A 22,970-nucleotide genomic window follows, 5' to 3' on the forward strand; every position below is an offset into this window, starting at 1 on the left:
AGCAAGCTTAAGCCGGTAGGTGTAGGCGTAGGGAAACCGAGTCTGAATAGGGCGCCTTAGTTCGTTGGATTAGACCCGAAACCGGGTGATCTAGCCATGACCAGGTTGAAGGTGCGGTAACACGCACTGGAGGACCGAACCCACGCCTGTTGAAAAAGTCGGGGATGAGTTGTGGCTAGGGGTGAAAGGCCAATCAAACTCGGAAATAGCTGGTTCTCCGCGAAATCTATTTAGGTAGAGCGTCAGACGAATACTCCTGGGGGTAGAGCACTGGATGGGCTATGGGGACTTACCGTCTTACTGATCCTAACCAAACTCCGAATACCAGGAAGTACTATCTGGCAGACACACAGTGGGTGCTAACGTCCATTGTGGAGAGGGCAACAACCCTGACCGCCAGTTAAGGCCCCCAAATCATGGCTAAGTGGGAAAGGATGTAGAACTCCCAAAACAACCAGGATGTTGGCTTAGAAGCAGCCATCATTTAAAGAAAGCGTAACAGCTCACTGGTCTAAACAAGGGGTTCCGCGCCGAAAATGTAACGGGGCTCAAGCCATGTGCCGAAACTGCGGGTGCACGTAAGTGCGCGGTAGCGGAGCGTTCCGTAGGCTGATGAAGGCAGACCCGTGAGGGCTGCTGGAGGTATCGGAAGTGCGAATGCTGACATGAGTAACGACAAAGCGGGTGAGAGACCCGCTCGCCGAAAGTCCAAGGGTTCCTGCTCAACGTTAATCGGAGCAGGGTTAGCCGGCCCCTAAGGCGAGGCCGAAAGGCGTAGTCGATGGGAATGCAGTTAATATTCTGCAGCCTGCGGGTGGTGACGGATGCCGTGTATCGTATCCCCTTACTGGATTGGGGATGCGGTGAAGGTGTTCCAGGAAATAGCCCCCGCATTATAGACCGTACCCTAAACCGACACAGGTGGACAGGTAGAGCATACCAAGGCGCTTGAGAGAACTATGCTGAAGGAACTCGGCAAATTGCTCCCGTAAGTTCGCGAGAAGGGAGCCTTCTGATCGGGCAACCGGTCAGGAGGGGCACAGACTAGGGGGTGGCGACTGTTTATCAAAAACACAGGGCTCTGCGAAGCCGTAAGGCGACGTATAGGGTCTGACGCCTGCCCGGTGCCGGAAGGTTAAGAGGAGGTGTGCAAGCTCCGAATTGAAGCCCCGGTAAACGGCGGCCGTAACTATAACGGTCCTAAGGTAGCGAAATTCCTTGTCGGGTAAGTTCCGACCTGCACGAATGGCGTAACGACTTCCCCGCTGTCTCCAGCATAGGCTCAGTGAAATTGAATTCCCCGTGAAGATGCGGGGTTCCTGCGGTCAGACGGAAAGACCCCGTGCACCTTTACTACAGCTTCACACTGGTATTCGTGTCGACATGTGTAGGATAGGTGGTAGACGTCGAAGCGAGGGCGCCAGCTCTCGTGGAGTCATCCTTGAAATACCACCCTTGTCGTCATGGATATCTAACCGCGATGTAACAGCATCCGGGACCGTGTGTGGCGGGTAGTTTGACTGGGGCGGTCGCCTCCCAAATGGTAACGGAGGCGCGCGAAGGTGGGCTCAGAGCGGTCGGAAATCGCTCGTCGAGTGCAATGGCATAAGCCTGCCTGACTGCGAGACTGACAAGTCGAGCAGAGACGAAAGTCGGCCATAGTGATCCGGTGGTCCCTCGTGGAAGGGCCATCGCTCAACGGATAAAAGGTACGCCGGGGATAACAGGCTGATGACCCCCAAGAGTCCATATCGACGGGGTTGTTTGGCACCTCGATGTCGACTCATCGCATCCTGGGGCTGGAGCAGGTCCCAAGGGTATGGCTGTTCGCCATTTAAAGCGGTACGTGAGTTGGGTTCAGAACGTCGCGAGACAGTTCGGTCCCTATCTGCCGTGGGTGTAGGAGAATTGAGAGGATCTGTCCCTAGTACGAGAGGACCGGGATGGACGAACCTCTGGTGGACCTGTTGTGGCGCCAGCCGCAGTGCAGGGTAGCTATGTTCGGAATAGATAACCGCTGAAGGCATCTAAGCGGGAAACTAACCTCAAAACAAGTTCTCCCTGAAGAGCCGTGGTAGACCACCACGTCGATAGGAGGCATGTGGAAGCACGGCAACGTGTGAAGCTGAGCCTTACTAATAGCTCGTTCGGCTTGATCACTCTCATTAATCAATGTCCATTCCATTCTAAATCCCTCACGGGGCGCACGGCTTACGCCTGCCCCTCCGGAAGGGCGGCCTGACCGGCCGGCGCGCGTCGCGCTTGCGAACCATAGGTTCGTAACGTCCCTAACTACTCAGGGAAACACGCCAAAACACATCGATCAGCACTCGCTGAAACAAGACCAGTTCCTCATATCTGCGTTTCGCCGGCCTGGTGGCCCCAGCGGGGGCCAACACCCGATCCCATCCCGAACTCGGCCGTGAAACCCCCCAGCGCCAATGGTACTTTGTCTTAAGACACGGGAGAGTAGGTCGCTGCCAGGCCTGCAAAACGCAGATAAATAATCAATCTCTTCAACAAACCGCGGCAAAAACCGCCAAGACACCTCAACGCGGGGTGGAGCAGCCCGGTAGCTCGTCAGGCTCATAACCTGAAGGCCGCAGGTTCAAATCCTGCCCCCGCAACCAAATCAAAAAAAACACAAAAAAAACCTCGCCAAAACACGGCGGGGATATTCGCGTATGATACATAAACACATAACAATAAGAACAAAACAGAAACAAAAACAAGCCAAAACACTGCGCAGCAGGCCAAAATACTCCGAAGGCACCTACACAACATAATCAATGAAAATCACGGCTCCGGAATAAAAGCCTGCCCTCATCTCGCAGATCCCGGGACCCAGATCCTCCCGCCACAAAACCAGAACAATCCGCCGTACTAGCCGTCCCGCCAAGGGCAGAAATCTCTCCCCCAAACCGGCCGAGACCAGAAAGCAGCGGTGAAAGATCTTCAATCAAATCCGCAATCAAATGAACAACCTCCCCAGATCGCTCAAGCCGCCCCATAACGCGTAAAAAACGACCACAAATAACAGAACGGCGAAATGCATCATAAATCTTGGGCCAGACCACCACATTGCTGACGCCGGTTTCATCTTCAAGCGTCAGGAAGATGACGCCTGAGGCGGTCCCGGGGCGCTGGCGGGTGATGACGAGCCCAGCCACACTCACCTGCCGCAGATCCGGCCGTGTCAGCTGGTCATGGGGCGTCAGGCCCGGAAGTGCGGGGCGCAGCAGCTCCATCGGGTGGGCGCGCAAGGACAGGCGCAGCGCTGAGTAATCCTCCACCACTTCCTCTCCCAGCGACATGGAGGGGAGAGTAACCTCAGGCTCGTCAATCGCTTCCCCATCCATGCCGGAGAACAGCGGCAGGGTCCGGGCCTGACCCAGCGCCTTCACCTGCCACAGAGCGGTCCGGCGGGTAAGCCCAAAACAGCTCAGCGCATCGCCTTCCGCCAGCCGCTGCAGCACGTCGCCCTTGATGCCTGTCCGCTGCCAGATGGTCTCCACATCCGGATAGCCATTCCCCCGGTTCGCGGCGATGAGCCGGCAATCGGCCTCGCGCAGGCCCTTGATCTGGCGGAAGCCAAGACGCAAGGCCAGCGGGCCGTCGCTGCGCCGCTCCAGCGTATTGTCCCAGTCCGAATGATTGACGGAGATGGGACGTATCTCCACCCCATGCTCGCGTGCATCACGCACGATCTGAGCCGGAGCATAGAAGCCCATCGGCTGGGCGTTGAGCAGGGCGCAGGCGAAAATGGCCGGATGGTGGCATTTCATCCATGCGGAGGTATAGACCAGCCGGGCAAAGCTCGCCGCATGGCTTTCAGGAAAACCATATTCGCCAAAGCCTTCGATCTGGCTGAAGCAGCGTTCGGCGAACTCCGGGCTGTAGCCATTGGCCAGCATGCCGGAGATGAATTTGTCCCGGAATGTATGGATCGTCCCCATGCGTTTGAAAGTGGCAAGGCTGCGGCGCAGGCTGTCGGCCTCGCCGGGGGAAAAGCCTGCCGCAACCACGGCGATCTGCAGCGCCTGTTCCTGAAACAGCGGCACGCCCAGCGTCTTGCCCAGCACGCCCCTGAGTGCTTCGGACGGGTACTCCACCTTCTCCTTGCCTCTGCGGCGGTTGATGTAAGGATGCACCATGCCGCCCTGGATCGGGCCAGGCCGGACGATGGCGACCTCAATCACCAGATCATAGAAGACACGCGGGCGCATGCGCGGCAGAAAGTTCATCTGCGCCCGGCTTTCGACCTGGAAGACGCCGATGGCATCTGCCCTGCATAACATGTCATAGACCGCCGGATCCTCCTCCGGCACGCTGGCCAGCGTCAGTGTTTTCCGCTCGTGCAGAGCGAGAAGCTCGAAACCCTTGCGCAGGCAGGTCAGCATGCCGAGCGCCAGCACATCGACCTTGAGGATACCAAGGGCGTCGATGTCATCCTTGTCCCACTCGATGACGGTGCGGCCCTCCATCGCAGCATTTTCGATGGGACAAAGCTCGTCGAGCCGGTCGCGGGTGATGACGAAGCCGCCCACATGCTGGGACAGATGGCGCGGAAAGCCGATAATTTCGGCAATCAGCTCCAGCGTTATGGCAAGGCGGGGCTCTGACGGGTCCAGCCCGATCTCGCGCAGACGCGCCGGATCCGGCGGGCCGCTGGACCAGCCCCAGCTCTGCCCGGCGATTGCGGCCAGCACATCCTGGGACAGGCCCATGACCTTGCCCACCTCGCGGATGGCGGCGCGGGAGCGGAAATGGATGACGGTGGCGGTCAGCCCGGTGCGGTGGCGGCCATAGCGCTCGTAAATGTGCTGGATCACCTCCTCGCGCCGCTCGTGCTCGAAATCAACGTCGATATCCGGCGGCTCGCCGCGTTCTGCAGAGATGAAGCGTTCGAACACCATCAAGGTGGTGCCGGGTTTCACCTCGGTGATGCCAAGCACATAGCAGACGATGGAATTGGCGGCCGAGCCCCGCCCCTGGCACAGGATGCTCCGGCTGCGGGCGAACTGCACGATGTCATGCACGGTGAGGAAATAGGGCGCATAGGCCTTGAGGCGGATGAGTGCCAGTTCCTTTTCCACCTTGGCCAATGTGTCCGCATCCGCGCCATCGGGAAAGCGCTCGCGGCTTTCGAGGCCCGCCCGCACCAGCCGCTCCAGCCGGGCTTGCGCATCCTCCCCGCCGCTCACTTCCTCAGGGTATTGGTAGCTGAGATCGTCCAGCGAGAACGCACAGCGGCCGGCAATCTCCAGCGTACGGCGGAGGGCTGCCGGATGGCGGGGGAAAAGGCGAGCCATGCCGGCACCGTCTTTCAGCCGCCGCTCGCCATTGGCCAGGGCACGGCGGCCGAGGGTGGCAATGGTGCATCCCTCGCGCAGGCAGGTCAGCACATCGGCAAGTGCCCGGCGGCCGGCCCGGTGCATGAGCACATCACCAACGGCGACCAAGGGAGCGGCCGTGGCCATCGACAGACGGTAGAGCGCATCGAAGCGGGCCTGATCCTGCCCGTCATAACGGGGAGCTGCGCCGGTGTAGACATGGCCTGGGAAATGCTGAGCCAGCCGGTTCAGCACGGCTTTCACTTCCCGTGCGGTCTCGGGCTTCACGGCCAGAAGATCCGGCGGCAGAGTGATGAGGATGAGGCCGTTGCCCCATTCCATCAGATCGGCAAGATGCAGGGTGCAGCTGCCCTTGATGGCGCGGCGTTTGCCAAGGGTCAGCAGGCGCGACAGCCGGGCATAGGCTGCCTTGTCTACCGGCAGGGCCACAAATTCCACCGGGCAGTCTTCCAGCACAAGGCGTGATCCGACGATCAGCTTCGGCAGGGTGGGGCAGCTGGGCTTTGGCGCGGCTTGACCCTGTTCTGCGGCACGCTGGAAGCCAGTGCCTGCATATCCTGCTTTCCGGCGTCCTGCCGGCTTGACGGATCAAGGCGCCGGTGGGAGCGGACGGGCGGATGCGGACGGCCTGTCATGGGATGCAGCGGTGGTTCACCTGGTTTTTCCGGCGCTGGTTGTGCCGTCTGGGCCGCCTCTGGTGCGTCTGTCTTTTCCTCCAGTTGCCGCCGCAGCTCGCGCAGGGCCACATGGGCGCGCACCACGCCTGCAAGGCTGTTGCGGTCGGTGATGGCAATCGCCTGCAGCCCCAGTTCCGCTGCCCGCAACACCAGCTCCTCGGGGTGTGATGCTCCAGTCAGGAAGGTGAAGTTGCTGGTGACGCAAAGCTCGGCATAACTCTGTTCCAGCATGTCAGGCAAACTCGCCATGGACGTACCATCCCGGATTCTGGGGCGTGTTGAACAGCCAGAGGCGCCGGCCCTCGCGGGTTTCGACGAACCAGTAATCGCGCATGCCCCGGCGCCACGCGGGATCATCCTGCCACCATTCCGGCAGCAGGCGCTCCGGCCCGGAGGCGCGGCCAAGGGTGAAACGCATGCGCCGCCAGGAGAACCGGGCAGGGGGCGTCGGCCCTTGCGCGCTCAGCGGTTCGGGCGGAAACAGGGTGAGCGGGCGGCGTGGGCCGCTCTGGAGAAACGGTTCTGGCTGGCTGAAGGCGGCGGGTGCAGCCAGATAGCTGCGCTCGGGAATGTGGCTGTCTGCTGGCAGGTGGCGGCGCACGGCATCAAAGCCCAGCCGGTTACCGATACGGGTGATGAGATCGGCAAGCTTTCCTCCGCTTCGCCTTCGCCGGCACTCGTCAGCTGCTGCGGCTGCATCTCTTCCACGATGCTGACGGTCATGCGCAACTGGTCAAAGCCGAAGCCGGCATCCACCTTCTCGATCGTGCGGGCAAACAGGCGGGTGATGGCCACAGGGTCACGCATGGGCCGGGCAAGGCCCACATCCAATTGCGCCAGATCTCCGTCCACCCGCCGCAGCTCCACATGCAGCCGCCGGGCGCCGAGGTTGCTGGACGCCAGCTTTTCGCACAATCGTTCCAGCAGGCGGGTGAGGCCAGCCATCACGTCATCGACAAGGCCCACCGGCTCGGGCAGGGTCATGCGGGCGCCGAAATGCGGCGGTGGGCCGTCGGGAGAGACGGGCTCTCCGGCAAGGCCGAGCGCCTGATCCAGCCGCAGCATCAGCGAAGCGCCGAAACGGCGTGCCAGCGGCGCACGGGGCACCTGCGTGAGGTCGCGGATGGTGCGCAGGCCCATTCGTTGCAGGCCGTTTGCCGTCTCTGCATCAATTCGCAAGGCTGAGGAAGGCAGCGCACCAATGGTTGCCAGCGCCTCACCCGGCTGGGCAATGCCGCCGCCATGGCGCGAGAGTGCATAGGCCGCCCCGCGCGTTCCCGCGATGGCGGCGGCGGCGGTCAGCCCGGCGCGGTTAAGGCGGTCATGGAGATCGGCAAGCAGTCCTTCCTCTCCGCCGAAAAGATGTGGCACGCCGGTGATGTCGGCCACCAGCCCGTCGGGGCCATCGCGCCCCACCATGGGCCCATAGCGCCCAGCCCAGCGGCCAAGGGCGGCCAGAAATTGCCGTTCTCCGGGAAGATCCGCCGGTTCGCTGACAAGCTGCGGGCACAGGGCTCTTGCGTCGGCAAGGCTCATGCCCCGGCGCAGGCCATGTGCCTGTGCCGCCCTGTTCAGGCAGTGGATATGCTCGCTGTTGCTGCGGTTGAGGATGATGGCAAAAGGCCCCTCATGAGGCCGCAGCCGCAGAACCTGGTCGCTCGCCAGTCTGGGAAACCAGATGCACAACACCCGCCGTGCCAGAGCTCTTGTCATTGAGGCGCACCACCCAATTGCCGTTTGTTCCTCTTTTGTTCTTTATAAGTGACCAGCTTTGAAGAGTCGAGTCCACCTCGTCCCACAGGGGTACACAGTGCCAGCGGGTTTCGCAGGCGTTGCTGCCGCCCTCCTGTCCGGTGACCAGAAAGCCCAGCGTGCCGCCAGCCTCGGCCGCCAGCTGAAGGCGCCGGCCTTGCGTCAGTGTCAGGGGCTTTTCCGTCAGGGTAATGACCGCATGAACCGCGCCGGAGCGCAGGGCCTCCTCCATGCTCCACAGCTGATCGGTCTGCGTGGGAGCGAGTACCGTGATGAGGCGGCTGGGATCAATCAATGACGCAGCTCCGGCGGGCATCAAGCCATCGCACAGATGCGTGGGCACGATCAGCAGAACGGCCCTGTCCGCGCCCTTGTCCTCCCGCGGCTGCGCCGCCTGCAGCAGTGCAAAGGCTAATGCTGCCGGGCCGGAAGCTTCATGCACGCGGGCCGGGGCCAGAACGGGAAGGGAGGCTGACGGACTGTTACTCATCATTTGGCATAATTGGGGTAAAACGTGAACATAGCCACCTATAGCCTGAAAGCGGTGACGAGTCTCCCTGTTGAATCTGGCAAGGTTTTGCCTGCAGCCCGATGCCCGGAACTGTTTGATCCGAGAGCGGGAAAAAGTCCGCACGAGTGGGTCTGATGCTCCTGGTCTGTGCGTCAGCAGATGGGCCAGCCCGGATAGGCTGGCTCAGACTGGCCAACTCAGACCGGCCAGCCCAGATCGGTATGGGTGAAGTCATCCCCCTTGTAGGCGATTTTTGTGCGGTATGCTTTCGCGCAAGCGTAGCTGTAGCAGTCGCCCATATTCAGACGCGCCGGGTGGTTCATGATCTTGCCGAACTGCATGGCAGCATCGAGCGCCTTGGACCCGACATCGCCGGAAATCATGGCTTCCTTGCAATCGAGGTCTACGGCGAACTGTTCGACCACACTCCGCGCTTTCAGCATCATTTGGGAAGTCGCAGGCATATCCCTGCCGGTGGCCTCTGCCATTCGGCGGGTCAGGGCAAGTGTCGCCTCCATGCGGACGATGGATGAGATGTAATAAGGCCCACCATCCGCCTCAAGGCGGTCCAGAAGCGCGCCTGCATCTTCCTCCTGGGCGAGAATTGCGACGATGACAGAGGCATCAATAAACAGCATCAGCCGCCCTCGCCCCACATTTCATCGGTTTCCCGCTTGTGGTCTCCGGGTGCCAGTGGCCCCAGTGCATGCATCATGGCAAGGGTCTTTGCCAGCTTTTCGCGGATCGGGAGACGAGCCCGTTTATTGGCGATGGCACTCTTCAGAGCATCCTTGACCGCATCGACCTTGCTGGATTTGGTAAGGCCGACAAGCTCATTGGTGAGCCTGTCGACCTCGGGGTCCTTGATATAAAGCGGCATGGCGGCATATCCTTTCAAGGATATGATCATATCCTCAATTTCATATCCTTGCCAGATTCCATCTGCCGCACGGTCATGGCGGAAGGGGAGAGTGCCAGAGAGGCTGTGTCAGAGAGATAAAACGGCGGCCGCATCTCATGCTGCGGCCACAGCGTCAATGCTGGCTGGCGGGAAGCTCCACCACGAGCCCGTCCATGGCCTCGCTGACGGTGACCTGACAGGTGAGGCGGCTGTGCGGGCGCGGGTCGATGACGCATTCGATCATCGCCAGTTCCATCTCTTCCGCCTCTGGCAGGGCGATGCCCTGTCCCTCGGGGATGTAGCAGTGGCAGGTGCCGCAGGCGCAGGCACCGCCGCATTCGGCGGCGATTTCCTCGATGCCATGAGCAACGGCGGCACTCATCAGGCTCTGGCCGCTTGTGGCCTCCACTTCGGTGCGGGTGCCATCGGCGGACTGGAAAATGATACGGGGCATGGGGCGTGTCCGGTCAGAAAGAAAAACTCAGGCAGGAGACAGGTGCAGATTGAGGCGCTTGGGCCCGCGCACGGACAGGCCGCGCTTGTATTCCACCTGGTCCTCCAACAGCTCCAGCCTTGCGCAACGGCGCAGCAGGGTGGCGAAGATGATCTCCATGTCCAGCCGCGCCAGATGGTTGCCCAGGCAGAAATGCGCGCCGCCGCCAAAGGCCAGATGCCGGTTGGGCTTGCGCGCCACATCAAACCGGTCTGCATCGGCAAAGGCTGCGGGGTCGCGGTTGGCCGCGCCATAGAGCAGGCCGAACTTTGTTCCGCGTGGATAGGCGGTGCCGGCGATGGTCACGTCCTCCGTTGCGTAGCGGTGGAAGAAGGGCAGGGGCGATTCGAAGCGGAACATCTCCTGCACGGCGGTGGGCAGCAGGCCGGGATCTGCCTTCAGCTTCTCCCGTTCATCGGGAAAGCGGAACAGGCAGTGCATGCCTGAGCCCAGCACGTCGATGGTGGAGCCGTGCCCGGCCATGAGGATCAGCATGCAGGTGGAGATGAACTCGTCCTCGGTGAACTGCCCGGCGGTTTCTGCGCGGATCAGCTCGGAAATGAGATCCTCACGCGGGGCCTTTTGCCGCTCGGCCTTCAGCGCGGTGAGATAGGTGTAGAACTCGGTGGTCGCGGTTTCGGCCAGCTGCTTGCGGGCGTCCGACCGGTCGATATCGAAAAACTGGACGATATTCTCGGACCAGATGCGCAGCTGCGGGCAGTCCTCATCCGGCACACCGAGCAGCCGCCCGATGATGTGTCCGGGCACCTGCGCCGCCAGATCTTCCACGAAGTCGATGTCCCGCTGTTCCAGCAGCCGGTCCACCAGGCCGTCCACGTAGGACTGGATGCTGTCGCGCAGCCTTGCGATCATGGCCGGGGTGAACAGGCGGAACACGGCCTTGCGCAGCCGGTCGTGCACCTCGCCGTCGCTGTCCAGCAGGCTGAACTGCACGAAGCGGGAGTGGTGGGGCATGTCATGCCAGTTTCCGGCGCGCTTCTCGGCGGCGATCTCTTCAGGGCTCACCAGCCCGTCCAGCGAGCGCACCATGCGCTTGTCCATGACGATGGCGGACACATCCTCGAAGCGTGAGGCCAGATGGATCTTGAAATCGGGGAACCATGTCAGTCCTTCACGTGCCCGCAGCTGTGCATAGGCGGCATAAGGATCGGCTGCAAAGGCAGGCTCCAGCGGCGCAAAAACAAACTCATCCTGTGACGGCGCTGCGCCGTTTGCGGAACCGGTCATGACAAAATCTCCCTCAAGGGGCGGAAGATAGCTTCAGAAAATCCGCGCGAAAATGCAGAATCGACGCAAAAACTGGACAAAACTCGCAAGGCCCCGCATCGTCCGCGCATGATGGACGAGCGTGAAGAGATTGCCTTTCACACCCCCGGTGCGCTGGCCGCGGTGCTGCCCTATGCGCTGCAGGCGGCTGGTCATGGGCTGGCGCTGCCCGGCGCCGAGCCGACGCGCAAGCGCTACCGCGATCATGTGCTTCTCATCGCCACGCAAGGGCAGGGCTGGATCGAGACGGGCGGTGCCACCCACACAGTCCTGCCGGGCATGGTGGCCTGGCTCGATACATCAAGACCTTATGCCCATGGCGCGGCGGGGGAGGGGCGCTGGCGCTATTACTGGATGGGTCTGCGCGGTGCCACGCTTGATGCGCTGCACCGGGTGCTGGATGTGCCGCGCCAGCCGCTGTTTCTGCCTGAGGCCTGCAGGGACATGGAGGCGGCCTTTGCGGCCGTGCTGCGGCTTGCGCAGCAGGGCGGGCCTGCGGTGGATGCTCTGGTGAATGCGCAAGTGGCACTCATCGTCTCACGGCTGGCTGCCGGGCGCCCGGCAGATGCAGGGCGCACGCAGGATCCTCGCATTGCAGTGCTGATGGAGCGCCTGCGTGCCAGTCTTTCCCATCCCTGGCGGATCGGGGACATGGCAGCACTGACAGGTCTCAGCCCCTCCCAGCTTTTCCGGGCCTTCCGGGCGGCCACGGGCGCGACGCCGATGGATTTCTTGCGCCATGAGCGCATCACGGCCGCCAAGCGGGCGCTGACGGAAAGCCCGGCAACCGTGGCGGAGGTTGCCGCCGCCTGCGGCTATGCCGACCCCTATCACTTCTCCCGCGACTTCCGCCGCCTTACCGGATTTCCGCCCGCACGGTTCCGCAAGGGGGCAGGTTTCTGACGGGTGCAAGAGGCCGCTTTGGCTTGCCATTGGAAACGTCTGCCTGCCACGGTATCTTCTGCCCGAAGAGGACCGGACCTGATGGCGGATGTGACATCTCCTGAAAGACGCATCATTGCAGCGCGGCGGATGATTGCGGCGCTGATCGTGCTGCTGGGGCTTTCGGCCTTGGCGCTTGTGACGGTCGGAGACAGGGCTCTGACCCGGCATTTCATGCATGAGGCGTCACTGCAGGCCGGTAGTGCCTTGCGCCTGGCTGTCTCGGCGCTTAGCGGCCATCTCAGCCGCTATGAACCGCTGCCAGTCCTGATTGCCGATCATCAGGACATGAAGGATCTGCTGATGGACCCGGGCAATGAGGCCCTGCGTCAGCTTGCGAACCAGTATCTCAAGGAAATCAACACGCTGCTGGAATCGTCCGACATCTATGTCATGACAACGGACGGCACGACCATCGCCGCCAGCAACTTTGACGGGCCGGCGAGCTTTGTTGGCGAGAATTTCAGCTACCGGCCTTATTTCCAGGAGGCCGCAGCCGGGCAGCCGGCGCGGTTCTACGCCCTTGGCACAACATCGGCCAAACGCGGCTATTATTTTTCGGCGCCAGTCCGGGTCGCTGGTGAAATCCGCGGGGTGATCGTCTTCAAGGTCGATATCGAAGGCATCGAAAGCTCCTGGCAGGGCGGGGAGTACAAGATCCTCGTTTCGGATCCGGAAGGCATCATCTTCATGACCGGCAATCCGGAATGGCTCTATGCCTCGGTGCTGCCGCTGACACGGGAGCGCCTGAGCCGGACCGAAGAATCCCGCCGGTATTCCGACGCCGTCCTGCGGGAGCTGCCGGTCACGACAGGCACTTTTGCCGGGCATGATCTGATGACCATCAGTCAGGCCAATGGCAGCCGTGAATATCTGATGCTCGAGGACTACATGCGGGGAGCTGACTGGACGGTGAAGGTGCTTCTCGACACCGCCTCGCTCCACGCTCAGGCGCGCACCAGCCTCGTTGCCATCCTGCTGTTTCTCTGCCTGTCCGTGCTGGGCGGCTCCGTTGTCATCCAGCGCCGCGCCCGGCTGCAGGAGCGGATGTTCATGCAGATCGAGGCGCAGGCGGAACTGGAGCGGCGGGTGGAAGAGCGCACGGCCGATCTTGCAAGGGTGAACCTGCAGCTGCGCCAGACGCAAGCCGACCTGATCCAGGCCGGCAAGCTCGCCGGTCTCGGGCAGATGTCGGCCGCCTTGTCGCATGAGTTCAACCAGCCGCTCGCTGCCGCCAAGACCTATGCGGACAGTGCCGCCCTGCTGATCGAGCGGGACCGGATTGCAGAGGCGCAAGACAATCTTGCCCGCATTTCGAGGCTCATCGACCGGATGGCGTCGATCTCGCGGCATCTGCGCAATTTTGCCCGTAAGCCGAACGAGCGGCTCGGGGCGGTGCGGATCGAGGATGCTGTCCGCGATACTCTGGAAATTGTGTCAGCCCGCCTGGCTTCGGCTGGCGCAACCGTGAACACCAGCATTCCTCCAGGCCTTCCGCCGGTGCGCGGCGGTCCGGTGCGCCTGCAGCAGGTGCTTGTCAACATCCTGACCAATGCCTGTGATGCGGTCGAGGAGCTGGAGGACCGGGAGATCATGCTCAACGCGCGGGAGGATGGAGGGCAAATCATCATAGAGATCGGCGACCGGGGGCCAGGCGTGCCGCCGGCAATCATCGAACGCATTTTCGATCCCTTTTTCACCACCAAGGGCGTCGGCAAGGGGCTTGGTCTGGGTCTTTCGATTTCCTATAATATCATCAAGGACTTCGGTGGCAGTCTAGCAGTCTTGCCAAGGCCTGGGGGCGGGGCGCTGTTCCGTATCGGGCTTTTGCAGGCGCAGACGGAAGCGGGCGCCGGGGCATTGCAAGAGGTGGCCGTATGAACTCCGGCGTGGTGCTGCTTGTTGATGATGAGGAGGATCTGCGCCTTTCCACCAGTCAGGCACTGGAGCTCTACGGGTTGCAGGTCAAGACGTTCTCCTCCGCAGAAGAAGTGCTGGCACGTACCGGCTTCGGCTTCGACGGGATTGTGGTCAGTGACATACGCATGCCGGGCATGGACGGCATGACGCTTCTGCAACGGGTCCGGGAGCTGGATCACGAGATACCGGTCATTCTGGTGACCGGCCACGGGGATGTGCAGCTGGCCGTGAAGGCCATGCGCGAAGGGGCTTATGACTTCATCGAAAAGCCTTTTACCACCCAGGCGCTTGCGGGCGTGGCGCGCCATGCGCTCGACCGGCGTGCATTGGTGCTGGAGAACCGCCGCCTGAGGGCCGTTGCGGGCAAGCGTGACGATATCGAAACGCGTCTGCCGGGCCGCACGCCGGTGATGGTCGATCTGCGTTACCGCTTGCGGGCCATCGGCGCCAGCGATGCGGATGCGCTGATCATCGGCGAGACGGGGGCCGGCAAGGAAGTTGTCGCCCGCAGCCTGCATGACATCAGTGCCCGGGCCAAGGGGCCGTTCATTGCCATCAATTGCGCGGCGCTGCCGGAAACGCTGATCGAGAGCGAGCTGTTCGGGCACGAGGCCGGAGCTTTTCCCGGCGCCTTGCGTGCGCGTTACGGCAAGTTCGAGCATGCACGCGGCGGGACAATCCTGCTGGATGAAATCGGCTCCATGCCGGTGGACCTGCAGGCCAAGTTTCTCAGGGTCTTGCAGGAACGCACGATCACCCGGCTCGGCTCCAACGAACCCGTGCCGCTGGACTTGCGGTTTCTGGCAACCAGCAAGGTGGATCTCGCCGCAGAAGTGGCCGCCGGGCGGTTCCGGGCCGACCTCTTCTACCGGCTGAATGTGGCGACCATTCGCGTTCCATCGCTGTCTCAGCGGCGGGCGGACATTCCGCTCCTGTTCCTGCATCTGGTGCGGGAGGCCTGCGCACGCTATGGCCGTGAGCCTCTGGAAGTGGCGCCAGAAGTCCTGTCGGAAATTGCCGGGCGCGACTGGCCGGGCAATGTGCGGGAGCTGCGCAATGCGGCGGACCGGCTGGTACTGGGGCTGGAGACGGGACTGGACAGTGCAGGGACGCAGGATGTGCCCTCAACCCGGCTGGCCGACAAGGTAGCCACATATGAGAGGCAGCTCATTGCCAATGCCATTACGGCTCACGGCGGTGCTTTGAAGCCTGTCTACGAACAGCTCGGCATTTCGCGCAAGACGCTCTACGAAAAGATGCAGAAGTACGGGCTCGACAAGAGTCTTGCCCTGGATGCACGCGAGTAGGGCAGGCTTCAGGTCTTTAAATATAAGCCGGGTGATCTGTGCATGTGTGGAATTCCACACATGCCAGCTGCGCGATGTTACGGATTCCTCCCATCCCTTTACGGAAAATGAAAGACTCCGGTCATCCGGAGGGCCAGGCGGCGTTGCCATGCGTCCCGGCAGGCGCTTAGGTCCCGTCAAGTCCGGCCCAGAGGAGGCGCCGGGCGGACCACGTCGGAAGACCGTTGGGAGGATTCCATGAAGAAGCTGATGATTGCCATGGCTGGTGCCATGGCGCTTTGCGTTGCTGCTCCGGCCGTTGCCCAGGACAAGACTGGCTGGCCCGGCAGCATGACTGTGGGAACGGCAAGCCAGGGAGGCACTTATTTCATCTACGGCACGGGCCTTGCCGGCCTGATCACCGAGAAGCTTGGCGTCAACGCTTCGGCGGAAGTGACCGGCGGCCCGGTGCAGAATGCCACGCTGGTGGAAACAGGCGACCATCTGATGGGCCTCGTCACCATGGGCCCGGCCTATCAGGCCTGGATGGGTGAGAGTGAGCTGGCACCGGGTGTCGAGCACAAGAAGCTGCGTGCCCTGTTCCCCATGTATCAGACGCCGTTCCAGGTTGTTGCGCTGAAGTCTTCTGGCATCACGAAGGTGGCCGATCTTGACGGCAAGCGCGTTTCCGTCGGCCCGGCCGGCGGCACGGCAGCCACCTACTGGCCGCGTTATTTTGAAACCGTCGGTGTAAAGCCTGAGATTTCCTATTCCGGCGCCAACGACGCCACCAGCCAGGTCAAGGATGGCCTGATTGATGCGTTCGCTTTTGCTGCTGGCGTTCCGATCTCCGCCTTCGCCCAGATCGCGGCAGAAAACCCGGTGAACATCTTCGGCTTCAACGAAGACGAGCAGAAGAAGATCCTCGAAGCCATGCCGGAACTGGCTGCCTTCGAAGTGCCCGGCGGCCTCTATCAGGGCTTCCCGGACCCGCAGGGCACCGTGAGTCTGTGGAACTTTGCCGTTGCCAATGTCGAAATGCCGGAAACGCTGGCCTATGAAATCACCAAGCTGGTGATGGAAAACAACGACCGCATGCTGCAGATCCATGCGACCGCAGCCGAGACGATTGCAGAGAACATCGACAAGAACTCGTTCCTGCCGTTCCACCCCGGTGCCGTGCGCTACTATGAAGAAAAGGGCATCACCATCCCCGATGCCCTGAAGGGTCAGTAAGACAAGGGCTTTGGATGCTGACGCATCAAGCCCTGAGATGAGCCCCCGGCCCTGAGCCGGGTGGCCAAACTCCGGAGGGCGGCAGCTGCCGGCTGCCGCCATTCTTCGTGAATGATCCGGTATCCATTCGGGACGAACACCATGACACAAGCTGACACCGCCTCAGCGCCCAAGGGCAGCGGGCCTATTCTGGCCCAGAATGTCGATGAAGAACCGGTTGCCAGCAACCAGCGCCTGCATGGCAGCTGGCTCAACCTGACAATCACGGTTCTCTGCATTGCCTATACCGCTTTCCACATCGGGGTCATGAACCTCTATCCGCTGGAGACCTGGACCTACCGTCTGATCCACGTCTGCGGCGGATTGCTGCTCGGTTTCCTGATCTACTCAGCCGTACAGCTGCCGAATACGGCGCCTGCCGGTGCCCGGCGCAATCCGCTCGACTGGCTGTTCATGGCCGTGGGAATTGGCGGCATCGGTTATGGCTTTGCGATGGTGGCCTATGCCTGGGGCGGATACTGGTTTGCCGGCATTCCCCGTCCGCCGGTGTTCGTTTTCGCCAATTTCGGTCTGCCGCTTCTGATCGGCACCCTTGCTGCCCTGGCCGGAGCCTGGTTCCTGCCCAACCGGGACCGTGCCCGTGTCGGCTGGGCGGATTATGCCCTCGGTATCGCGTCCATTGCGGTTCTGGGCTACATCCTCTTCAACGTCGGGGCGCTGCGTTTGCGCGCTGGTACAGCCATGGCGCAGCCGGCGGACTATTATGCGGCACTCGTTGGCGTGATCCTCATTCTTGAGGTGACGCGGCGCGTGGCTGGCCTTGCGCTGGTGGTGATCGCCTCGATCTTCATTCTGTACTCCTTCGCGGGTCCTTACCTGCCCGGCTTCCTGAACCACCGTGGTTATGAGCCTGCCCGTTTCTTCACCTACATCTTCACCGATCAGGGCATCCTGAGTGACCCGGTGGCGGTGTCCTCCACCTACATCATCCTGTTCATCACCTTTGCTGCCTTCCTGCAGGCCTCGAAAGTGGGCGATTATTTCGTCAACTTCGCCTTTGCGGCGGCAGGCCGCGCCCGTGGCGGTCCGGCCAAGGTGGCGGTTCTGGCTTCGGGCCTGATGGGCATGATCAACGGCACATCGGCCGGCAACGTGGTCTCCACCGGATCGCTCACCATCCCGCTGATGAAGAAGGTCGGCTATCCGGCCAAGACCTCGGCTGCCGTGGAAGCAGCTGCCTCCTCCGGCGGGCAGATCATGCCGCCGATCATGGGCGCTGGCGCCTTCATCATGGCCGAAGTGACGGGCATTCCCTACACGGACATCGTCATTGCCGCGATCATCCCGTCGGTGCTCTATTTCGCATCCGTCTATTTCATGGTCGATCTTCAGGCGACGAAGATGGGCATGAAGGGCCTGCCGAAGGAAGAGCTGCCGGTCTTCAAGGAACTGCTGAAGCAGCTCTATCTCTTCATCCCGATCATCATGCTGATCTACACGCTGTTTGCCGGCTATTCGGTGATCCGTGCCGGTACGGTGTCGATGATGGCAGCCGCGGTGGTCAGCTGGCTGACGCCGAACCGCATGGGGCCGAAACTGTTTGCCAAGGCCTTTGACATGGCGGCCCGCATGTCGATCCAGCTGGTGGCTGTGTGTGCCTGTGCCGGTATCATCGTCGGCGTGATCGCACTCACCGGTGTCGGTGCCCGCTTCTCCAGCCTATTGCTTGGCATTGCCGAACAGAACCAGCTTCTGGCGCTGTTCTTTGCCATGTGCATTTCCATCGTGCTGGGCATGGGCATGCCGACGACGGCTGCCTATGCGGTTGCTGCGGCTGTCGTGGCTCCGGGCCTCGTCAATCTCGGCATTCCGGTGCTGACGGCGCATTTCTTCGTGTTCTACTTCGCTGTCATGTCCGCCATCACGCCGCCGGTGGCGCTTGCCGCCTATGCGGGGGCGGCCTTGTCGGGGTCTGATCCGATGAAGACGTCGGTCGAAAGCTTCAAGATCGGTCTTGCCGCCTTCGTCGTGCCCTTCATGTTCTTCTATTCCCAGGCCATGCTGATGCAGGGAACGTGGATGGAAGTCCTGCATGTCTTTGTCACGGCCAGCATCGGCATCTACATGCTCGCAGCCGCCGTGCAGGGCTGGTACTTCGGCAAACTCGCCTCAGTCTTGCGGGTGGTGCTGCTGATCGGGGCGCTGTGCATGATCCAGGGCGGCCTGATCTCCGATCTCGCCGGTCTTGCCATCGGTGTGGCGCTGCTTGCCTATCAGAAGCGCTTCGTCACCCCGTCCGTGCTGGCGCGTGGCTCGGATTGATGGTTCTGATCAGAGCATGCGATTGAAAAAGGGCGGCGCCATCAGTTTGTTGGCGCCGCCCTTTCTGTTTGCTGGAGCTGCATCAAAGTTTGAGCTGTTGCAGGGCTTTCTACACAGCGTCACATTCGTTCATTAAATGCAGCCATTGCGGACGAAGCAGGCGAGACTGATGCAGACACAGGTGTCCACCCATCTTATCCATGAGAAAGACGGCAAGCACCTGATGATCCGGCGTGCCGGCAGTGCCTACTATCCTGGCTTTTTCAGTCTTGTTGCCGGTCATGTGGAACCGCCAGAGACTCCGCTGGAAGCCTTGGTGCGCGAGGTTGAGGAGGAAATCGGCGTGAGGCTGCCGCCGGGCGATGTGTCCTTTGCCAAGGTGCTCCACCGCCGCCTGCCGGACCGGATCTATATTGACTACTTCTTCAAGACGGAGCGCATGCCCGCTGTCTGGCAGATTTGCGAGCCTGAAAAGATTTCTGAAATCGGCATGTTCGATCCTGGTGCCTTGCGTGACCAGATCGTACCCTATGTCTGGGCGGTGCTCTCCAGCCCGCAGACCTATCAGGAGTTTGAAGAAGGCTGCGTCACCTGAAGTGGCCATCGATGCCGTTCAGGCTCTGCTTAGCCGCTCACCTGAACGTGTTCGTATCCTTAACGTGCCGGTAATAACTTCGGTTGATCTTGATGCAGATCCGTGCAACCACCCGTTCCGGGGGCTCAGGACCGGAAGCTGAAGATATTGCCAGAATGAGTTTGCTGTTCCATCTGACCGGCGCATCCAACCATACCCAAGGCCGTTCGAGACAGGTTCTGCGGCCCTTGCGCAGGCTCGCCATTGCAGGCGTCATGGCGCTTGTCCTTGCCGGCTGTGCCGGGTCGGATTACGAAAATCTGTCGCGCAATGCGCCACGCCTTTCCAGTGCCACGATCTCCGAAATGGCGAAGAAGGACATGAAGCCGGAAAGCCCGGTGCTGGTCCGCATCTTCAAGAAGGAGAGCGAGCTTGAAGTCTGGAAGGTGGACAAGACCGGCCGCTACGCCCTGTTCAAGACCTACCCCATGTGCCGCTGGTCCGGAAAGCTGGGGCCGAAGCGGAAGGCTGGTGACCGCCAGGCGCCGGAAGGCTTCTATCATGTCTCTGCGGGCATGCTGAATCCCCGGTCTCAGTATTACGTCTCCTTCAATCTCGGCTATCCCAACCGGCTGGAATCAGCACTCGGCTACACGGGCGATGCGCTGATGGTGCACGGCGCCTGTTCGTCTTCGGGCTGCTATGCCATGACCGATCAGGCCGTAGGCGAGATTTATGCGATCGTTGCCAAGGCGCTCGCCTCCGGTCAGGCCGCCTTTCAGGTGCAGGCCTATCCCTTCCGCATGACGGCAGAGAACATGGCCCTGCACCGGTCTGATCCGGAAATGTCCTTCTGGCGCACGCTGAAGGAAGGCTACGACAGTTTTGAGCTGACGAAGCAGCAGCCGAAGGTGGCTGCCTGCGGCAAGCGTTATGTCTTCAATACCGAGTTCAAGGATGGCATGCCGCGTAATCCGCTGGCACCTTGCCCCGAGGTGGCCGTCGCGCCGGAGCCGGAGCTTGTGGCCCAGCTTGAGGCGGAAAAGATGAAGGTGGATGAGGCCATTGCCTCAAGCCGCCGCGAGCATGTGTCGTCCTATGTGGATGGCGGCATGCACCCGAGCTTCCGTGCGCTCCTGCGCCGTGACGGGCCGGAGCTTCTGGCCGCACGCACATCGAACCGCGCCTATCCGGTCAGCCGCCCGGACGCGGCGCTGGCTGACCCCTTCAAGATGCTGGTGGAGCCGGCGGACAGGCTGGCAGGCAAGGACTGAGCGGCACCAAGCTGAACGTACGAACGGGGAGCCTTGGCTCCCCGTTGCTGTTTCAGGCAGGCACCTGCCGCAGCTGGCGGCCTGCGGTGAGGCTGGAGACAGCGGCAACAATCGAGGCCGTGTCGATGCCGAAGTGGCGGTAGAGATCGCCGATGGTGCCGGTTTGGCCGAAGTGCTCCACACCAAGTGCCAGTGACTGGTGGCCACAGACACTGCCGAGCCAGGAGAGTGTGGCCGGGTGGCCGTCGATAACGGTCACCAGCTTGCAATGGCGCGGCAGGTTCCACAGCAGGCGTTCCGCATGGCTCGCCGGGCCAAAGGGCGGCAGTTCGCCCTTGCGGCGCAGGCGCTGGGCGGCCGTCCATCCGGAATGCAGGCGCCCGGCAGAGGTGACGGCCAGCACCGCCACATCGCGGCGTCCTTCGCCGATATAGCCAGCGGCAGCAATGGCTTCCGGAGCTACAGCGCCCTGATAGGCAATCACCACCTCGCAATTCGGCCCCGGCGGACGCAGCCAGTAGGCACCATTGATGACATCGCTGGCGAAGTCTTCACCGGACGGAAGCGCGGCCTGCTCGATGGGCCTTGTTGTGAGGCGGAGATAGACCGCGCCGCCCTTGGCATCCGGCAGCAGGCTCACCGGGTCGGGCGTGGCATCACCCTCGCGCTGCATGTAGTCGAAGGCCCAGCCCATGATCAGCGCCAGTTCTACAGCAAAGGCAGGCTCGAAAGAGGCCAGCCCGTCCTGCGACATGCCGATGAGCGGGGTGTTGATCGACTGGTGCGCGCCGCCTTCGGGCGCCAATGTCACCCCCGAGGGCGTTCCGGCAATGAGGAATCGGGCGTCCTGATAACAGGCGTAGTTCAGTGCATCGAGGCCGCGGCAGACGAAGGGATCATAGACGGTGCCGACCGGCAGCAGCCGCTTGCCGAAGAGGGGAGAGGCAAGCCCTGCTGCAGCAAGCTGCAGGAACAGGTTCATCTCTGCGATGCCCAGCTCGATATGCTGACCTTCCGGGGCAAAGTCCCATTTGGCCGTGGAGGGAATGTTCTGGGCACGGAAGAGATCGGCTCTTGCGTTTCGTGCCCAGAGCTTGCGCCGGTTGACCCAGGGGCCAAGGCCTGTGGTGCCCGTGACGTCCGGGGACAGGGTGACGATACGCTCCGCCAGATCGCTCTTCTGGCGGCCGATGTCATCCAGAATGCGGCTGAAGGCCATCTGGGTGGAGGTTTCGCGCTCCGCCGAAGGGGCGGGCAGGGCAGGGACGCTCACCCGGTTACTGGTGTGGCGGCGGCGGCCTGCGGCGAAAAAGGGTACGGATTTCAGGAAAGCCTGGAGCCCGGCATTGTCCTTTACGCTGGCAAAAGGCTCCCATTCCTGCCCCTCCGGCACGCCCATATGGGCCTGCCAGTCCTGCATCTGCGCCTTGGTCATCAGGCCGCCGTGGTTGTCCTTGTGCCCGGCAATCGGCGTGCCCCAGCCCTTCACCGTATAAGCGAGAAAACAGACCGGCCGGTCATGCGTGATGCTGTCAAAGGTCTGCGCCATGGTCTCGACGCAGTTGCCGCCGAGGTTTTCCATCAGCGCTGCGAGTTCTGCATCGCTGCGCCGGGCGATAAGCGCTGAGACCTCGCCCTGATCGCCCAGATCGTCCATCAGCCGCTGGCGCCAGACGGCGCCGCCGCTGAAGGTGAGGGCGGAGTAAAGCTGGTTCGGGCAGGCATCGATCCAGGCGCGCAGGCGCTCACCACCGGGCTCGGCAAAGGCGGCGCGCTGCAACACGCCATATTTCACCTTCACCACATCCCAGCCGAAGGCCTCGAAGATCTTTTCGATCCGCGCCCACAAGCCCTCATGCACCACGCCGTCAAGGGACTGGCGGTTATAGTCGATGATCCACCAGACATTGCGCAGGTCGTGCTTCCAGCCTTCCTGCAGGCACTCGTGCACATTGCCTTCGTCCACCTCGGCGTCGCCCATCAGCGCAATCATGCGGCCCTGCCGCAGATCCTTGCCCCAGCTCTTGCCGGAGATGTAGTCCTGCACGATGGAGGCGAAGGAGGTGATGGCAACGCCGAGGCCGACCGAGCCGGTGGAGAAATCCACGTCATCCACGTCCTTGGTGCGGCTCGGATAGCTCTGCACCCCGCCATAACCGCGGAAATTTTCCAGCTTCTCGCGCGCGATGTTGCCCATCAGATACTGCATGGCATGGAAAACCGGCCCCGCATGCGGCTTCACGGCCACTCTGTCTTCTGGCCGCAGGGCCGAGAAATAGAGTGCCGTCATGATCGACACCATCGAGGCGGAGGAAGCCTGATGGCCACCGATCTTGATGCCATCCGTCTTGGGGCGCAGGTGATTGGCGTTGTGGATCATCCAGTGCGACAGCCAGAGCAGGCGCTGCTCGATGGTCTTGAGATGCTGATGGGACATTGTT

General features: G+C 61.9%; 15 protein-coding genes, 1 tRNA gene, 2 rRNA genes and 1 pseudogene (1 of these 19 only partly in view). 10 read left to right on the forward strand and 9 right to left on the reverse strand.

The genetic code is table 11. The annotated features are described in order from the left end of the window. The 3 genes from ACQB61_RS20050 to ACQB61_RS20060 form a co-directional block, all read left to right on the forward strand. Window positions 1–2,160, forward strand: a 23S ribosomal RNA gene (locus ACQB61_RS20050) (it extends 562 nt beyond the left edge of the window). Between the two features lie 212 nt (window positions 2,161–2,372). After that, window positions 2,373–2,486, forward strand: a 5S ribosomal RNA gene (rrf, locus tag ACQB61_RS20055). Between the two features lie 67 nt (window positions 2,487–2,553). Then, a tRNA-Met gene (locus tag ACQB61_RS20060) sits at window positions 2,554–2,630 on the forward strand. 156 nt (window positions 2,631–2,786) lie between these two features. Here the strand turns inward: ACQB61_RS20060 and ACQB61_RS20065 are convergent. From ACQB61_RS20065 to ACQB61_RS20100, 8 genes and pseudogenes are all read right to left on the reverse strand, one after another. Next, a pseudogene (locus tag ACQB61_RS20065) lies at window positions 2,787–6,262 on the reverse strand (error-prone DNA polymerase). A 1-nt stretch (window position 6,263) separates the two neighbouring features. Then, window positions 6,264–6,449 (reverse strand): hypothetical protein, encoded by a 186-nt coding sequence (locus tag ACQB61_RS20070; protein ID WP_430514047.1) that lies wholly within the window; start codon window positions 6,447–6,449, stop codon window positions 6,264–6,266. A gap of 44 nt (window positions 6,450–6,493) precedes the next feature. Continuing rightward, complete coding sequence (locus ACQB61_RS20075; RefSeq protein WP_430514048.1) at window positions 6,494–7,744, reverse strand: Y-family DNA polymerase; 1,251 nt, start codon at window positions 7,742–7,744, stop codon at window positions 6,494–6,496. Then, the gene (locus ACQB61_RS20080) at window positions 7,659–8,273 is read right to left on the reverse strand and encodes an ImuA family protein (protein ID WP_430514049.1); all 615 of its coding nucleotides are present in this window, start codon (window positions 8,271–8,273) and stop codon (window positions 7,659–7,661) included. Before ACQB61_RS20080 ends, ACQB61_RS20075 begins: the two co-directional genes overlap by 86 nt. 218 nt (window positions 8,274–8,491) lie before the next feature. After that, window positions 8,492–8,932, reverse strand: a complete 441-nt coding sequence (locus ACQB61_RS20085; protein WP_430514050.1) for a type II toxin-antitoxin system VapC family toxin — start codon at window positions 8,930–8,932, stop codon at window positions 8,492–8,494. Further along, window positions 8,932–9,174 (reverse strand): type II toxin-antitoxin system VapB family antitoxin, encoded by a 243-nt coding sequence (locus ACQB61_RS20090; RefSeq protein WP_430514051.1) that lies wholly within the window; start codon window positions 9,172–9,174, stop codon window positions 8,932–8,934. Before ACQB61_RS20090 ends, ACQB61_RS20085 begins: the two co-directional genes overlap by 1 nt. Window positions 9,175–9,328: 154 nt before the next feature. Beyond that, complete coding sequence (locus tag ACQB61_RS20095) at window positions 9,329–9,649, reverse strand: 2Fe-2S iron-sulfur cluster-binding protein (protein WP_430514052.1); 321 nt, start codon at window positions 9,647–9,649, stop codon at window positions 9,329–9,331. Window positions 9,650–9,676: 27 nt separating this feature from the next. Next, a complete protein-coding gene (locus ACQB61_RS20100; protein ID WP_430514053.1) occupies window positions 9,677–10,936 on the reverse strand; it encodes a cytochrome P450 in 1,260 nt (419 codons plus the stop codon). Window positions 10,937–11,044: 108 nt separating this feature from the next. Here ACQB61_RS20100 and ACQB61_RS20105 point away from each other — a divergent pair, with 108 nt between their 5' ends. The 7 genes from ACQB61_RS20105 to ACQB61_RS20135 all read left to right on the forward strand — a co-directional run bounded on the left by ACQB61_RS20105 (window position 11,045) and on the right by ACQB61_RS20135 (window position 20,529). Then, complete coding sequence (locus ACQB61_RS20105) at window positions 11,045–11,878, forward strand: AraC family transcriptional regulator (protein WP_430514054.1); 834 nt, start codon at window positions 11,045–11,047, stop codon at window positions 11,876–11,878. A gap of 81 nt (window positions 11,879–11,959) precedes the next feature. Then, window positions 11,960–13,798 carry a sensor histidine kinase gene (locus ACQB61_RS20110; RefSeq protein ID WP_430514055.1) on the forward strand — a complete coding sequence of 613 codons (1,839 nt, stop codon included), beginning with the start codon at window positions 11,960–11,962 and terminating at the stop codon, window positions 13,796–13,798. Continuing rightward, entirely contained in the window at window positions 13,795–15,144 is a 1,350-nt protein-coding gene (locus tag ACQB61_RS20115) for a sigma-54-dependent transcriptional regulator (protein ID WP_430514056.1), read from the forward strand. The genes ACQB61_RS20110 and ACQB61_RS20115 overlap by 4 nt, the downstream gene beginning before the upstream one ends. A gap of 237 nt (window positions 15,145–15,381) precedes the next feature. Further along, window positions 15,382–16,359, forward strand: a complete 978-nt coding sequence (locus tag ACQB61_RS20120; RefSeq protein WP_430514057.1) for a TAXI family TRAP transporter solute-binding subunit — start codon at window positions 15,382–15,384, stop codon at window positions 16,357–16,359. 141 nt (window positions 16,360–16,500) lie between these two features. Then, entirely contained in the window at window positions 16,501–18,681 is a 2,181-nt protein-coding gene (locus ACQB61_RS20125) for a TRAP transporter permease (protein WP_430514058.1), read from the forward strand. 181 nt (window positions 18,682–18,862) lie between these two features. After that, complete coding sequence (locus ACQB61_RS20130) at window positions 18,863–19,276, forward strand: NUDIX domain-containing protein (RefSeq protein ID WP_430514059.1); 414 nt, start codon at window positions 18,863–18,865, stop codon at window positions 19,274–19,276. A gap of 254 nt (window positions 19,277–19,530) precedes the next feature. Further along, window positions 19,531–20,529, forward strand: a complete 999-nt coding sequence (locus ACQB61_RS20135; protein WP_430514431.1) for a L,D-transpeptidase family protein — start codon at window positions 19,531–19,533, stop codon at window positions 20,527–20,529. A 52-nt stretch (window positions 20,530–20,581) separates the two neighbouring features. Here ACQB61_RS20135 and ACQB61_RS20140 read toward each other — a convergent pair whose 3' ends face one another. Next, a complete protein-coding gene (locus tag ACQB61_RS20140) occupies window positions 20,582–22,966 on the reverse strand; it encodes a transketolase (protein WP_430514060.1) in 2,385 nt (794 codons plus the stop codon). Window positions 22,967–22,970: the final 4 nt, after the last annotated feature.

Source organism: Pannonibacter phragmitetus (assembly GCF_050510895.1).
GTDB lineage: Bacteria > Pseudomonadota > Alphaproteobacteria > Rhizobiales > Stappiaceae > Pannonibacter > Pannonibacter phragmitetus_B.